Genomic DNA, 15,904 nt, shown 5'->3' with positions numbered 1-15,904 from the left:
TCTTTAAATACTTGTTAGATAATAATATCCTCAAGAGTTAGAAGTTTATTTAATTAATAAAAACATTGTCAATAACTTTTTGACTGCTTCTGGAAAATTACTGTTTAAGATATTTCGAATAGTATATAGAGTAAATTACCACCGACCTTGTCGGTGGCTTTAAAAGCATCGTGCTACGCACTCTTATTTCCAAATCCGTAGTTGCTCTTCTTGCCTTTCCTCTTCTTCCTATTCTGCTATGTACTTTTTTATAGTTTCCTCATCAATCCCAACTGTGTTCACAAAATACCCTCTTGCCCACATATGTTGACCCCAATACTTTTTCCTCAATTCTTCATGAGCCTTCATCATCCGCTCTGCACTCTTGCCTTTCAATACCTTCATCTCTTGGGATGGAGAATATTTCGGAGGCACAGACAAAAACAAATGCACATGATCTAGCTGGATACTCCCCTCGATTATCACAAAATCTTCCCAATTGCATAGCTGCTCTATTATCTTCTTAAGCTCTTCCCTTAGTTTCTTGTCAAGTATCCGAAATCGATACTTCGGAACCCACACAAAATGATACTTGCATTGGTCTACAACATGAGAACTTTTCTGATATAATCCCATATGTTAATATTACCATAACATTAACCTCCCACCAATCACTTTGGTGGACTTAAACGGGGTGGGGCCTTCGCCCCCACCCCCCACCACCAATTTCATAGGTGGTTTAGGCTGATTAATTAAATTGTTTACCGAAAAACATCTTAAGGATGCACCCCTCTTTCCTCTGACACAAGTTTAAAGACATCACCGATAAAATCTGCAATTTGACAAAGAAGGTCAAAAGAGATAATAACCTTTTCAAAAACCACATCTATATCAATGGAATACATACAGAATATAATCTCAAAAGCTCTTTCCGGGGAAAGACTTAGCCATGGTGAGTTAAGTTTTCTCTTAAAAATAGAAAAAAATGAAGAACTAACTCTTCTATACGCTGCAGCTGATAAACTCAGAAAGTCAATTTGCGGAGATATAGTAACATACGTAAAAAACAGAAATTTTAATTTTACAAATATTTGCCGCAATGAATGTAAGTTTTGCGCTTTCAAACGCAATCATGATGACAAGGATGCATATATTTCACCGATTGAAAATCTAATTAATGATTTAGATATATCTATCACAGAGGTTTGTATCCAGGGTGGGCTTAATGAAGACCTTGACATTGAGTTTTATGTAACAATATTACAAAAAATAAAGGCTAAACACCCATCAATACACATTCATGCCTTCTCTCCAATGGAGATTGCATTTATTTCAGAAAAATCAAAAATATCAATAGACAATGTTTTATCTATACTTAAAGAAAATGGCCTCGGATCAATTCCTGGAACAGCAGCAGAAATACTGTGCGATGATGTGAGAAAGAAAATCTGTCCGGGAAAAATATCTTCAGATGAATGGATAAGAATTATAAAAACAGCTCATAATTTACATATACCTACAACGGCAACTGTAATGTTCGGACATATCGAGACACCAGAACAGCTGGCAACTCACTTGTCCATAATAAGAGATATTCAGGAGAAAACTCTCGGCTTTACAGAGTTGGTTCCACTCCCATTTATCGCTACAAATACTGCTCTCGCAAAAGAATATCAGATACCTGCTTATAATGTTCAGAATGTATTCAGACTGTTTGCAGTAAGCCGCCTCTACTTTGGAAGCTTGCTCCCAAACATTCAGGCAAGTTGGGTTAAAATAGGCAAAGAAAACGTGAAAAAATCCCTGAGCTGTGGAGTAAATGACATTGGAGGAACATTAGGTGAGGAAAACATATCAAAGGCAGCAGGAGCAACTTATGGAAGCTCGATCACAGAGCAAGAATTAATAAAGCTAATCATTTCAGCAGGGAAAATTCCTATTGAACGAAACACGCTGTATAGGCACCCGGATAAAAGAAATCCCTCCTCATATATTCAATCTTTATAATAAGCCAGCCGTAAATAAGTATAAACTGATAATTAACTAGTTGTCTATCCCTGAGGACTTTTCACTTCTAAGCAATTCTCTTTCTTTTCTTATTGCTTCTTTTCCGGCATCAATAGCCTCTGCCCATATGGACTTTTGTTCCTCAAGTTTCTGCTTGCTGAACTCAATGACCTCATTAACTTTCTTTTTCGCATTTTCTGAGGCTTCCTTAACCTTACTGCTCATATCATCAGTTGCCTCTAGAATTTTTTCTTTTACCTGAAATTTTTCCTCTTGTGTTAAGATAATGGTTGTAACCACGGAGCCTGTTATTACACCTGCTAAAAAAGTAAGAATTCCTGACATCCCGCCATTGTTATCACTCATTTTATTTCCTCCCACGGTTTATCCATCTTCTTTTTAACACTTCTGCCCCAGCTTTCACGCCAACCCAAGTTGACGAACGTATAATGCTCTTAATTATATTTTCAGCTGAAAGCAATGAAACTACCTGTTTTATGGTACCTGCAACGTCCTTAACGCTTTTTAGTGTCTGTCCTGCACTATTCAAACCCTCATCAAGCTGCATGCTGATAGAATTAACATGTTCAAGTGAACTATCTACTTTTTTCAAAAGAGGAATTAATACAGTATCAACGTCATCAATTGTTTTTTCAATTTTTCCAACTGTTTTTTTAAGCTGCATTATAAGAGAAATTACCGCTCCTGTTATTAGCGCAAAAAGTATGATTGCTACAAGAAATATAATATCTAAAGTCGAATTCAAGATTTAGTCCTCAAAAAATTGATTTGTTATTATAACTTATAGATTTCCAATAATATTTTCAATTATAAAAGAATTAATTTCTTTTCTTGATTTTGGAAGTTTTGACATTTTTAACTCAGCGGCGGCCATCAGTTTATGTCCACCGGCACTTCCTAATTCCTCAAAAGCCTTTTTTAAAAGTTTGCCTGCATCGATTTTAATGTCTTTATTTCTAGCAGATAAAAACAAATTCTCATTTATAGTTCCAATAACAACTGCAATCTTAATTCCTTTAAGTTCCAGACAAAAATCAGCAATCTGCGGGATTATCTCTCTGTCTTTTACCTCTCCGATATCTGAGAATAAAACACCTTTAACGACCTTTTTTTTCAATGTGGCTTTACCAAAAGCTTCAAATTCTTCAAGCGAAAGAGATGGCTGCTCTATTTTTTTTAACAGATTCAAATCAGCAAGGTTATACAAGTAGGAAAATGCTTCGATGTCAGATGAAGTAATACCTCTATTGAATGACATAGTATCAGTTTTTATTGCATATAAAAGAGCTGTCGCAATTTGTTTTGTCATCTTGTACCGGGAGTAAATAAAATATTCTGTTAATATTGTTGAGTTAGCCCCTATTTCAGGCCTAATATCAACAAAAGCAGAATTATATTGTCCACGGTGCGGATGATGATCTATTATTATGCATGGTGCTATTTTACCTCTGTAAGAGGTAGTTCCATCGGGGGCTGTTTCAATCATCGCGACCTTATTAATCTTATTTAGATTAATCTGATCAAAAGTAAACATCTTAATTTTTAGAAGTTCCAGCATGTTTGTATTTTCTGAACGTCCGACATTGCCGCCATATCCGATAGTTACATTAACTTTTTTTGCCTTCTTCAATAAATATTTGAGAGCCATTGATGATGCAATTGAATCGGGATCAGGATTGTCATGAGAAACTATCAATACATTGTCACCATCCGCAATATTAGAAAACAATTTTTCAACATTTCTTCTTTTATTGTACTTTCCAAGTTCAATAAAGAAATCTTTTGAAACTAGATCCGGAATTGAGATTATTTTGTTGGCCTCTATTTCCTTTTCATCTTCAGGATTAAGAACACTGTCCTTAAGCGCAAGTATCAGTTGCGAGGAAGCTTTTCTCCTGCTATTCAAGAAATCAAGAATCTGCTTTGCCTTCTTAATATTTTTTGCTCCTATGATTATCTCGGAAAGTTCAGAAAAATCGATTTGCCTGTAACTTGACTTTGCAAAAGGGCTCGCATTTATTACACTGTAACCTTTATTGAACAGTTGTTCTGTTACCTTCATGTTCTGGCATAATATTATGAGCTTCTTCCTGTCTGCTTTGAAGGCATTTGCTAATTGGAGAACAAAATCCCCTGTGTCAACCAGCAAGACACTCATCTTATTTCTACCTCAGAGATATCCTTTATATCAGCAAGCTTCTTTTGCAGGTAAAAGATGTCAACATCTGCAGGAACTCTTATAACTGCGTTAATATCAAGTTCTTTGGTGAACGCATTTTTATTCAATCTTATGTTAACTATCGATACATTTGCCATAACGAGAGCTTGTTCAACATTTGTTAAAATATCCGGAGACTCTATAGCAGTCAATAAGAGGCTTTTATCTCCTTTGCTTCCAAGAAAGAATTTTTCAACTTTGTTAAGAACGGAAAGAGCAAGAACTATTATAAACGCAGCAATAAATCCTCCGGAATAATAACCGCTGCCTATTGCCAAGCCTATTACTGCCGTTGTCCAAAGGCTTGCAGCAGTTGTAAGACCCTTAACGCTCGCCCCAAAACGTAGAATCGCACCTGCTCCGAGGAAGCCAACTCCAGTAACCACCTGTGCAGCAATTCGTGCCGGGTCACTGCTGTGCTGTGGGAAAATCTCAACCATATGAATGGATATTAGCATGGTCAGTGTTGAGCCAATTCCAAGGATTATATGTGTTCTGAATCCGGCAGGCTGGTTGCGTCTTTCTCTTTCGAGGCCTATAATGCCAGAGAGAGCCGTTACAATTAAGAGTCTAAGGAGAGTTACTTGTAAATCAATCATACAATTCCCGGCTCTCTATTTAATTACCAAGTTAATTACCAAGCCGGTTTATATTCAGAGAAAGTATATTAGCCATAGTAGAAATGAAGAATATTTCATCCTCAACGAAAACCCGTTTTCTTGAACTTTTGATATTCATAACACCTACCACTTCATTTCCGGCAAGCACAGGCATAGCTATCATTGCTTTCAAGTTGCCTTCATCTATGCCATCAATCCTTTTTGATCTGTCATCCAAGGAAATGTCCTCGACAATTATAAGTTCTCGATTTTCTGCTGCAAGCCCTGTTATACCTTCACCTATCTTAAGCTTAATCTTCCCTACAAGGTCATCTTTTATGCCAATCCCAACTGTTAGTAAAAGAGAATCATTTTCAGCGATATAAAGAGACGCTGTTGTAGCATTCAGGACTTTACAAACCCTGGTCATTATAGTTTTGTTAAGTTCTTCTTTTTTTCCTCCTCCTGCCAGTAAAAATGTAACTTCGCTTATACACGCAAGTTCATTTTTCTCTCTTTCAGACTTGGAATACTCAAATTCAAGTTCAATATCCTTAGAAACGTCAGTAAGTTCTCTTCTTTTAGCCTTAATCAACTTTGGTGCAAGAGACCTTGTAACTCCGCTTATCAACTCAAAATCTGAAAAACCGCAGCTGCAAACAAGCTTTGCTTTCCAGCCATCAACGATTTCTCTTTTCATAAGCTTTCCACATTTACGGCAATGAATAAGCTTTTCCACCCTGACTGCCTCCTACTTTAAAGAAATCTCCCTTAAAAGCTTAATTTCATCTAAGACTTTCCCTGCACCTAAAACTACCGCAGACAAAGGATTCTGAGCAGTATATACCGGCAATCCTGTTTCTTTGAACATTAGTTCATTTATACCATCAAGGAGTGCTCCTCCTCCTGCCATATATATTCCTTTATCAACTATATCTGATGCAAGCTCCGGAGGAGTATTTTCGAGAGTCTTTAGCACTGTATTAACTATTATTGTGAGTGTCTCCTTCAGGGCTTCCTGGACTTCCTGTTTTTTTATCTTCACAGTAATAGGGAGACCTTCTATCAATCCTCTCCCTTTCAATTCCATTTCATTTTTATTATCAGTTCTTATCGTTGAACATATTTCAAGTTTCACTTTCTCAGCCATTTGTTCACCGATCAGTATATTATACTTATTTTTTACAAAATTTATAATGGCCTGATCCAGCTCATCTCCGGCAACCCTTATCGATTGCCCATAAACTATACCTGCAAGCGCAATAACGGCAACTTCCGTGGTACCGCCTCCAATATCAACTATCATGTTTCCTGACGGTTCCTGAACTGCAAGTCCTGCACCGATTGCTGCAGCCATAGGTTGTTCAATGATATAAACTTCACTTGCTCCAGCCTCCTCCACAGATTCTTTCACTGCACGTCTTTCAACGGAAGTTATACCAAGCGGTATTGAGATAACTACCCTGGGATAGCTGAACAATTGCTTGTTATTTACCTTCTTTATGAAAAAACTCAGCAGTTCAAGGGTCGCTTCAAGGTTTGAAATTACACCATCCCTTATTGGTCTTATAACATCTATATTAGGAGGCGCTTTCCCCAGCATCTTCTTTGCCTCCCGACCTACAGCCAAAGTTTTCTTTATTTGCTTATCGATGGCAATAACTGATGGTTCATTAATAATGATACCCTTATTTTTTAAAAAAATAAGGGTGTTTGCAGTCCCTAAATCAATAGCAATATCTTTTGAAAAAATTGAGAATAAAGACATAAATCAACGGACCTTTTTAAAAAAAATGCTTTGAAAATTCATTAAGCCTAAAAAATTAATCGGCGAGCCCGTAAAGCTCGCCTTTAACCTACTGTTAATTATTATATGTTGTCTATGATACAAAAAAAAAACTTTTCTTGTCAAGCCATACAGGTAAAATTACCTAAAATTCAATAGATTATAATCAGGAATTAAATAATAGATCACCTTATCAGCGCTTTTCCTGATGGCATTGAGTACACAATTCAGTCTGCACCTTGTAACGGAGCATTCTTTCAAAGTCGTTCCCATGAGGCTCGTGACAACTCAGGCAATCAACGGTACGTGTATGTGTTTTATCTCTTGGATCAAATACTTTTTCTCCTATCGGGTGTGTTGAATGCCCCTGCCAATCATGACAACCACCACAAAGCCCTATAACAGTAGGTGTTTTGAGGAGAAATGCGCTCTCTGATGAATGCGGCATATGACAAGCGGTGCAAGTACCTTCGCTAACAGGCGCGTGCTTTGTCTTAACAGTTATAATCTTCTCAATGACATCTGGATGGCAATTATTACATACCTCTACCATTGTATCCTTGAGAAGTTTAGGCTGGTCAGTGGCATGAGGACTATGGCAGTTCAAGCAGCTGTTATTATCATCTAAAGCCGGATGAACATGACTCTTGCCCAATACCTGGCTTATCATGTCACTATGACAATCCTTGCAAAGCTCAACACCGGCTTTCTTTGTGGCAAATGGGGTCTTTGAGTTAAAGTCTTCATGACACTGCGCACACATTTTTCCACTGACAGGTTGATGCACGTTGCTATACAGTAATCCAGCCTTATTAGAACCATGCACACTATGACATATATTACACTTTTGCCCGCCAACAGGATAGTTCATATGCTGTCTAACAAATGCCTGGCTGTCGGTTTTGTGACAATCGTTGCATATAGAAGGCACCTTGTTTTTCAATAGATAGGCTGATTCAACTGAGGCGTGGGGGTTGTGACAGTTAAGACAATTCCCTTCTACCGGGCTGTGTTTAAACTCAAACTTTTTTATCTCATCTCCTTTTTTCCTGTGACAATCAAAACAAAGGTCATTTCCTTCCTTTAGCAGATTGAATTTATTATTGGATCCATGGGGGTCATGACATTTTACACAGTTTCCCTCGACTACAACTTTATGGGTACTAGCCGCATTTTTAGGTATTATCTCTTCGTGACAGGTGAAGCAAATCTCCTTAGTGCTATTAGACAACATTTTATCATAAGTTGAAGCATGGGGATTATGGCAACCTCTGCAATCCCTGGACTTTACCGGAGTATGAACAAATTTCCCACCAATTTTTTTCTCAAAATCCGAATGGCAATCGAGGCATATTTTTCCTTCTGCTCCCGGCTTAAGCTTGAACTTGTCTGCTGAATCAACATATGTAATACAAAAAAACATCTCCATAAGAAAAAAAAGGGAAAACATTCTATACATTAATTTCATCTTTTCTCCTTTACTGCTTTTCAACAACATGACATTCCTCGCAGGATTTTTCTGCGAAAGGAGGATGTAAGTTCTTTTTAAACAAATTTGAATCTTTAGAAGCATGTGGGTCATGACAACTCCTGCAATCTATTGAACCAGGATCAATATTAATGTGTGCCTGAACAAAACTATCTTTTTTAAAGTTGTGGCATTCGCCGCACAGGCTTTGAACAGGCTGGGACAATAAAGATTTCTCAGGTGAAAAGTGTGGTTTATGACAACGTAAACAATCCCTTGCCGCAGGTGGATGTTTTCTTTCTTTTTCTATCCTTTCTTTAATATCCTTATGGCATACCAGACATACATCCGGGCTAGGCGCCAAAAGCAAACTCTTATTTTTAGACTTGTGAGGGCTATGGCATTTTGTGCATTCACCATTACTTACGGGTGAATGTACGCTTTTATTCTTTGCTATTTCCGCTTCGAACTCTGAATGACATGTCAAACATAAAACTTTCTGCTTATCAAGAATCATTCCTTCTATATTGCTTCCATGCGGATTGTGACAGGTAAGACAATCTTTGTCAGCAAATGGTACATGATTTGTTCCGCTTCCTTTTCCTTGCTCCATAAGTTCTTTATGACAATTTTCACAGAGCTTCGTAGGAGCCATTTTAAGCAGTTTTGCTTCGTCGGCACCATGGGGATTATGGCATGAATTACAAAATCCATTTTTTACAGGCTGATGCATATTCGTTTTTTCAAATTTATCCTTAGCTTCTGAATGGCAATTATAACATACTATGTCGGTCCGCTCCTTCATCATAGCCTGAAAATTTGAACCATGGGGATTATGACATTCGGTACACATCAGGTCGCTGAAAGGAGAATGTACATTTTTAGATTTTTGATAATTCTTAATGTCTTCGTGGCATGAAAAACAGATATCTCCCGGTTTTTCCTTGAGCATTTTGGAATATTTCGAAGCATGAGGCATATGGCATGATAAACATCCATCACCCTCGGTTACCGCTGCATGCGAAACAGCTGTTTTTTCCCCTTTTTCGCTATGACAGTTAAAACATAAATTGTTCGCACCTGCCACTAAAAGCTTAGGATTCTCAGATACGTGAGGATTGTGGCAATCAAGGCACATCCCTTCCTTAAAGGGCGAATGTTCAATATTTCCACCTGCTTTAAGAGATGTTTCGTCATGGCACTGGTAACAAATTTTACTGCCGATTTCTGTCGTCCCAAATGCTTTTTCTGACGACGGAGAATTGTGACAGCTTTCACAGCTTACAGAAACAACCGGATCGTGAGCCGACATTTTTAAAAGCTTAGCTTGCGATGATGAGTGCGGGTTATGGCATACAGTACATTTTGAAGTTTCTACAGGATAACTTCCGTGAGCTTTTTTGAACTCTCCTTTTTCCTTTTCATGACATGCAAGGCAAAGCTCTGTCTCTGGTTTAACAAGCAGATTTTTTTCTTTTGAACTATGGGAATTGTGGCATGCACCACATCCATTGCTCTGCAAAACTTTATGAGTAACCTGTTTTTCATAATTTTCTTTTTTGTGACACCCATAGCAAAGTTCTTTTCCTTCAATCTTGAGTAAATGATCAGACTCGGAAGCGTGCGGATTATGGCAATTATTACATTTGCCGTTAAGCGCAGAATGCATATTGGGATCGTCTAAACCTATCTTCTCTTTGGCGTGGCATTGAAGACATAGTTCATTCCAAGGCTTTTTTAAAATAAGCGCCGGAACCCTCCCATGCCTGATATGACATTCTTCGCATTGTTCCTTTTTGACAATTAAATGTATGCTTTTCATCGAAAAGTATTTTTTCTCAAATTCCTTATGACAGCTAAAACATTCTTTGCTTTCAAATTGTCTCTTAGCCGATTCAGACCTTAATGCCATAAAGAGGATTGACGCAAAAACGAGCAAAATTATTACCGGAAAAACATTACGAATTTTCTTATTCCCTAAATACATATTTTCTCCAATGTGTTGATACTTTTCTTAATTGCCATTCCCAAGTTCAACTTCAATCTCAGGGCAACAATAAATTGTTAGTAGTACCGGTAATTTCTGAGCTACCCTTTCAGAAGTAAAATAAGAAAGAAAATTTACACTCTTTTTTAAAATAAAAAATACATCAAGAAAAAATGTAAGTCAAAAAAAATATGCTTTTTTAGGGCATTAATTAAGAATATTCAGAAACTTATTCTGCAAAATATTTAATGTTATTCTAAAGTATTTTACCACTCTCAGTTTGCTGCAGAAAACTTGAATGCATTATTACTAGGTTGATAAATATACCTCCTAATTACATTGAAGCTTCTGATTGAAAGAATATCCTGATATCGGATTGCTCCCTTAGCTTATTTTCCCAATATCTTAACTCGCTATTAAGCTTCTCTCCAACAACTTTGTTTGTTATTAAATCCTTTACATCTTCAAAGGGCTGAGGTACTGCAACATAAAACTCTTTGATATAGAAAACATAAAAAAAACCGTCAGCCGCCTCATATAGCCTGAAATCTCCTTTTTTAACACCTGACAAGGCTTTTTTAATATCATCTGGCAAACTATCTGTCGCTATCACATTGCCTTCGATCGCCAGAATCTCGTCAGAAATATTATCAAGCTTGCCTTCAGCATTTTCTTTAATCCATTCGAACTCTGCTCCTGAATCAAGCTTCTTAAGGGCTGATTTGGCGAAATCAATATTTTCAAAGCCCAGGGCATCAATCTTTACCATTTCGGAATAAGCATATTCCATTTTATGGTCTTCATAATATTTTTGTTTGTCTTCTTCATTCATCTTAATATTAGGAGCAACAGCCTTTTTTACAAATTCATTAAATACTAATGAATCCCCGTACCCCTTAATCATATTTGTGTATTCTTCGGTTTTATCAATGCCGGCTTTGGACGCTTCAATGATAAGAGCTTTTTTTACAATAATTTTTTCAAGAACTTCATATTTGTTTTTATTTACCCTCTTTCTTTCAATCGCCCTATCTGCACCATGAAAATATTTTTGTTTTATAGCATCTGCCCATTGTCCTACTGTAACCTTATCACCGCCTTCTATCTCTGCAACAATTCTATTGTCTTTCAATAATTCTTCAAATCCTGGCTTCAGCGCCTCAAAATCTATTTTATCAACTAATTTTTGATTTATCTTTACGTACTTCTTTAAAAGCTCGCTATTGTATTCAATCAATACTTGCACTTTTTTCCGGTTAAGAACCTCATTTGTTATCTTTTCCTTTATTCCAGCATCTTCAGGAAACCGTGTCTCTTCAAGCTTAAAAATCGAAAAACCTTTAATCACAGGGACAATTGAACTTATCCCTCCAATTTCCATTTCAGATACTGCCTTAAACACGTTTGGCTGCAGCTCTTTTTCTCTAAGATAAGTCCCATCAATATCTCCTTTAGCAGTTTCATTGGAAATTAAAGTCTGTGCAATCTCATCAAAGTTTTTTCCATTTTTTATCTCTTCAATCATTTTTTTAGCATCTTCTTCCTTTTCAAAAAGAACTGATTTGATTTTTAGTTCCTTGACTTCTTTTTTATATAAATTGTCCACTTCTGCATCATCAGCCTTAAGATCCTTTACTCGTCTTTCCTGAACCATTTCAATCAAAAGCTCTTCTGAATAACTATCAATCATTTTTGTTACGTCCTGCAAATCATACAACCCTATATCACGTGCTTCCTGCAGTATAAGTTTTACATTGACAAGTCTGTTAATAATTTCATTAAAGTTTTTATCTGCCGGTCCCTTTTTTTCACTTACATCCTCATGAATTGAGCCAAGAGAATTTTTAAGGTCATCCAGTGTAATGGCTTCTCCATTGACCAATGCAACGGGAATGTTAGAAAACAAAGGAGAAAATAATGGTATTCTAAGATTGATAAGAATGTCGTTACTCACCGGGGCTTCCCTGCCGGAAAGATCATTTTCATTCTGAACCAGTCCTCCAAAAGAAAAGACATCTGACTGGAAGACAAAAAATATTACAAAGCATATCTCGATTACTACAAACAATTTTCTCATATAAATATCCTCACTTAATTACATTTTATGCAAATGCGCCTCATTCCTACTGGCCTTATTAAATCTTATTTAGTTATCAGTCACAATTAAACCAGTGACAGCCTTAATCATTTCAGATGCCATTTCTTCAGCTACATTAATCGTCCCCCAGTCGAACAGAAAAACATAGTCACCTCCCCTGTTATAGCTCTTAGCCGCAAATACAACATCACGGCTGTTTCTTTCCATAATCATTGCAGAGAAATCAACAATGGGATTGCCATAAAAACCTATAAAATCCTGAAAATCAGTTACTCTCCCACCCAATATCAAATCAATGTCGGAAGTGTAAAAAAGAAGTTCGGATTGAGGAGTTGAAATCCCCTGATCCATTATTATTCTTAATTCAAGAAGTTTTTCCCTTACTATCCCAGGTTCTACCAAATCAAATTCTTTTTGTTTCACCAATTGCTCAACAAAATGGAGCATCATTATTTCCCCTGCATTCTTCCGAGTGCTGTCATTGAAAAATGGTATTACTGCTATCTTGTATTTATTATCTTTTTTAATGAAATTTTTATTATAAACATACTTCGGATTAAACCTAATTCCTCCCCATGGGGCTTCATAGATCCCAACTTTCCCTGAAAGATATCCTGACAATGAATCAACAAGAAGCATAACAGCTTTTACCCTTGCTTCAACCGGATCCGTTATAATGCCCAATCCCAACAAACCCTGGAAATCATTTCCTGCAAAGCCAATGCTATCCATCCACATTATTGACGGTTCTCCTCCGGTTGAAACCATCCTTGAACTTAACGAAACCCTCGGCGGAAGATACTCATTGTAAAGAGTAAGAGATGTGATTAAAACAGCATCAACTCCTATTTCAGCCTTTATTGATAGAGATGTTTTGTTATCTATCCCGCCTGAATAACGTATTCTGTTTTTTTCCATATATCCTTCAAGGAGAGATTCCTCTATCACATTTATTCCCATACTTCTAACTCTGGCTATGAGTAGTTCCCTTATTTCTTTTAACGGCGCTACAGAACCGCTCAGATTTTGTATTGGTAAAACGGCTATATTCAGTTTTTGAATATTTTCGTAGCCTCTTTCCACTTTCTTATCAGTTATTGAACAGCCGTGGGAAATTAAAATAATTACGGAAAGGCAGACTAACAGTCTACTGGAAAAGCTTATCCAATATTTCATTGATTGCATCTTCTGTAATATCATTTATTGGAACACCGCCACCTCCAAAAAGTCGGTCTGTAATGCTTACCCCACCTTTTGTTGAGGAAGCGGACCATACTACATTAGCTGAGTCCTTCTCTATCATCTGCATGCTGATAGAAATGATATTTGAAGGGGTGCTTCCTGACCTGACTTCCCCATACTCTTTCACAACACCAGTAATCACGGCATCTGCATTGACGATATTTGCAAACCTCTTAATTTCCTCTTCAGAGGGAGCGGACGAATCAGTCATACCAGTTTTTAAGATTCCGCTTGATACTTCACCCGTAGGGATAACATATACTGTGCTTGTTGCCATTAACATAGTAATAAAAACATCCCTTACCCTGCTTGCTGCCTGATTATCTCTTGAAAAATTTGCAAAAGGCATGACAGCCACCCTCTGTATTGCTCCGAAGTCCATATTAGTATCTTTATAAACGTCGGTATGAGAGCAGGCTAAAAATGACAGAAGCACAAATAAAACCACACATTTGTTTAAATTATAGATTTTCATTGCCGGCATCCCGAATATTTTTCTCGCATTATATTAAAATTTAACCGTCATCAGTGTTTATTTATAGTTTGTTTTAATTAATAAATTCAATGAATTTATCAAATCCAGTTATTATGTCAACTAACATAATCATCAGAGCAAATCTACCTTTCCGACAGACTTCTTCCCTTGGCCATGTATTCTTCAGCTTTATTTACAAGCCCTTTTAGTTTATAGGCATTTGACATGTTGAAATAGATTATCGGGTCACTCGGATTTGATGCTAAAGCTTTTTCAAAATATTCAATCGCATTATCTAGTTGCCCCGATTCCCCGTAAAGAATACCGATATGCATGCACACATCAGAATTGCCCGGTTTTAATTCCAGTGCCTTCTGGTACGATTCCATTGCTTTTTGTGGCAATCTCTTTTTATTGTAAGCATTTCCCAAATTAATATAAAACTCGTAACCATCAGGATCCAAATCCAGCGTCTTTTTAAACTCATCAATCGCCTCATCTGTCATACCTTTTTTCTCATATGCTATTCCGAGGTTATTATGTACTTTTGAAAAATTTGGGCTTATCTTCAAAGCTTCATTATAATGTTCAATGGCTTTATCTATTTGCCCCCCAGCCATATAAGCCATTCCGAGGTTATTATGCGCTCTTGCAAAATCAGGGTTTATCTTCAAAGCCGCAACATATCGCTTTATTGCATCATCAAACATGCCTTTGCCTGCATATGCAATCCCAAGTTCATTAAGTGCAAATGCACTGTCAGGAGACTTTTTCACAGTATCTTTCCACAAGGAAAAATCATTTTCCCAGACCTTGTTTCTTTCTATGGTATTAAAAGCATAAAAACAAATTACTATAAGGAAGCTAACTGAAATAAAATTGAAGCATTTGGCTTTATAGGCATTAAGCCAAAAAAACATAATTGATAAAAGCATCACAAATCCGGCAGATGGAAGATAGAGGTACCGGTCAGAAAAAGTATTTTCACCAAGTGCCGGTATATACAGCACAGGGATTAAAGGCAGGGCAATTAGATTAAGAGCAAAAAAGATCTCTTTGTTCTTTTTAAGGGAAATAAACATTGAAATGACAAACAATAAAAATATCACTATCGAGACAATTCCTTTAACAGTCATCAAAGCAGAAATTGGATGAAGAACATGAAAAGCATTTAGGTTTGCAGGAAAAATGAGTTTTTTGAGATACTTGCTGAAAAGAGGAAATATATTGATGAAATATTCATAAACGCTGAGATTGGAATGACGTTTTAAAGGCGCAAAATTTCCAAGCACTGAAAACCTTAAAACAAGGTAAGTTCCACAGACCATAAAAAAAAGCAGGTATCTTTTAAGAAAATCAGAAAATATCAGCTTATTCCTTCTGAAAGAAAAATCATAACAGACAATGATTAATGGTAGTGTCAAAGCTGTCTCTTTGCACAATATTGCAAGGAAAAATGACAAGAGGGAGAGCAAAAAGGACAAATCTTTCACTGCTGTCGCTGATAAGTAAAGATAAAAAGAAAGCAAATAAAAAAATGAAAAAGAAAGCTCAGGTATACCGGCAACCCAGGTCACAGCTTCAGTATGCACAGGATGTACCGCGTACAGCACTGCACCTGCAAGAGCAGGCAAAAAAGGTGAAGCCGGATAAGGGGTAATTATTCCTTCAAGCATCCTGTAAATAATGAAAAAAAGGAGTAAAGAGACTCCTATATGAAAAAAGACATTTACAAGATGAAATCCAAAGGGTTCGATTCCAAAGATATAATAACAGGCCATATAACTTAGATGCATAAGAGGTCTGTAGTAATTTGAAACCTCACCTTCAAACTCCCAGACATTTGTGGAAAATATTTTGGGGATATATTTTGCATCTTTGATCCATTCATTATCCAATATCTGGAAATGATCATCGTAAACAAATCCGTTAAAAAGGGCATTCCCGAAGACAGCGAAGGAGACTATTGTCAAAATAATAATAGTTATTCCTTCTCTTGATTTTGAAAATCCGAATTTCATCTC

14 protein-coding genes are annotated in these 15,904 nt (G+C 36.8%); 1 reads left to right on the top strand and 13 read right to left on the bottom strand.

The window, feature by feature from the left end; translation table 11 throughout:
• Window positions 1-228 precede the first annotated feature (228 nt).
• On the bottom strand, window positions 229-615 hold the full coding sequence (tnpA, locus tag HZA77_14590; GenBank protein ID MBI5376659.1) for an IS200/IS605 family transposase: 387 nt from the start codon (window positions 613-615) through the stop codon (window positions 229-231).
• A gap of 258 nt (window positions 616-873) precedes the next feature.
• Between tnpA and cofH the strand changes: the two genes are divergently transcribed.
• On the top strand, window positions 874-1,986 hold the full coding sequence (gene cofH / locus HZA77_14585) for a 7,8-didemethyl-8-hydroxy-5-deazariboflavin synthase subunit CofH (GenBank protein MBI5376658.1): 1,113 nt from the start codon (window positions 874-876) through the stop codon (window positions 1,984-1,986).
• A gap of 36 nt (window positions 1,987-2,022) precedes the next feature.
• Here cofH and HZA77_14580 read toward each other — a convergent pair whose 3' ends face one another.
• From HZA77_14580 to HZA77_14525, 12 genes are all read right to left on the bottom strand, one after another.
• Window positions 2,023-2,367 carry a hypothetical protein gene (locus tag HZA77_14580; protein MBI5376657.1) on the bottom strand — a complete coding sequence of 115 codons (345 nt, stop codon included), beginning with the start codon at window positions 2,365-2,367 and terminating at the stop codon, window positions 2,023-2,025.
• Window positions 2,354-2,752: a hypothetical protein gene (locus HZA77_14575; protein ID MBI5376656.1), complete on the bottom strand. Its 399-nt coding sequence runs from the start codon at window positions 2,750-2,752 to the stop codon at window positions 2,354-2,356. Before HZA77_14575 ends, HZA77_14580 begins: the two co-directional genes overlap by 14 nt.
• 36 nt (window positions 2,753-2,788) lie before the next feature.
• Entirely contained in the window at window positions 2,789-4,165 is a 1,377-nt protein-coding gene (locus HZA77_14570) for a DHH family phosphoesterase (GenBank protein ID MBI5376655.1), read from the bottom strand.
• Window positions 4,162-4,824, bottom strand: coding sequence for an MgtC/SapB family protein (locus HZA77_14565; GenBank protein ID MBI5376654.1), 663 nt, complete (start codon window positions 4,822-4,824; stop codon window positions 4,162-4,164). The genes HZA77_14570 and HZA77_14565 overlap by 4 nt, the downstream gene beginning before the upstream one ends.
• 31 nt (window positions 4,825-4,855) lie before the next feature.
• On the bottom strand, window positions 4,856-5,563 hold the full coding sequence (locus HZA77_14560) for a GAF domain-containing protein (protein ID MBI5376653.1): 708 nt from the start codon (window positions 5,561-5,563) through the stop codon (window positions 4,856-4,858).
• 12 nt (window positions 5,564-5,575) lie between these two features.
• Window positions 5,576-6,592: a rod shape-determining protein gene (locus tag HZA77_14555; protein ID MBI5376652.1), complete on the bottom strand. Its 1,017-nt coding sequence runs from the start codon at window positions 6,590-6,592 to the stop codon at window positions 5,576-5,578.
• 211 nt (window positions 6,593-6,803) lie between these two features.
• A complete protein-coding gene (locus HZA77_14550) occupies window positions 6,804-8,078 on the bottom strand; it encodes a cytochrome C (GenBank protein ID MBI5376651.1) in 1,275 nt (424 codons plus the stop codon).
• A 10-nt stretch (window positions 8,079-8,088) separates the two neighbouring features.
• The gene (locus HZA77_14545; protein ID MBI5376650.1) at window positions 8,089-10,065 is read right to left on the bottom strand and encodes a cytochrome c3 family protein; all 1,977 of its coding nucleotides are present in this window, start codon (window positions 10,063-10,065) and stop codon (window positions 8,089-8,091) included.
• A gap of 334 nt (window positions 10,066-10,399) precedes the next feature.
• On the bottom strand, window positions 10,400-11,755 hold the full coding sequence (locus HZA77_14540) for a peptidyl-prolyl cis-trans isomerase (GenBank protein ID MBI5376649.1): 1,356 nt from the start codon (window positions 11,753-11,755) through the stop codon (window positions 10,400-10,402).
• 456 nt (window positions 11,756-12,211) lie between these two features.
• Window positions 12,212-13,339, bottom strand: coding sequence for a hypothetical protein (locus tag HZA77_14535; GenBank protein ID MBI5376648.1), 1,128 nt, complete (start codon window positions 13,337-13,339; stop codon window positions 12,212-12,214).
• The gene (locus HZA77_14530) at window positions 13,311-13,880 is read right to left on the bottom strand and encodes a DUF799 family lipoprotein (protein MBI5376647.1); all 570 of its coding nucleotides are present in this window, start codon (window positions 13,878-13,880) and stop codon (window positions 13,311-13,313) included. The genes HZA77_14535 and HZA77_14530 overlap by 29 nt, the downstream gene beginning before the upstream one ends.
• 143 nt (window positions 13,881-14,023) lie before the next feature.
• Window positions 14,024-15,901, bottom strand: a complete 1,878-nt coding sequence (locus HZA77_14525; GenBank protein MBI5376646.1) for a tetratricopeptide repeat protein — start codon at window positions 15,899-15,901, stop codon at window positions 14,024-14,026.
• Window positions 15,902-15,904 lie beyond the last annotated feature (3 nt).

This window comes from Candidatus Schekmanbacteria bacterium, from assembly GCA_016219965.1.
In the GTDB taxonomy this organism is placed as follows: Bacteria; Schekmanbacteria; GWA2-38-11; order GWA2-38-11; family J061; genus JACRJM01.
This window is presented reverse-complemented; position numbering and strand designations above follow the sequence as displayed.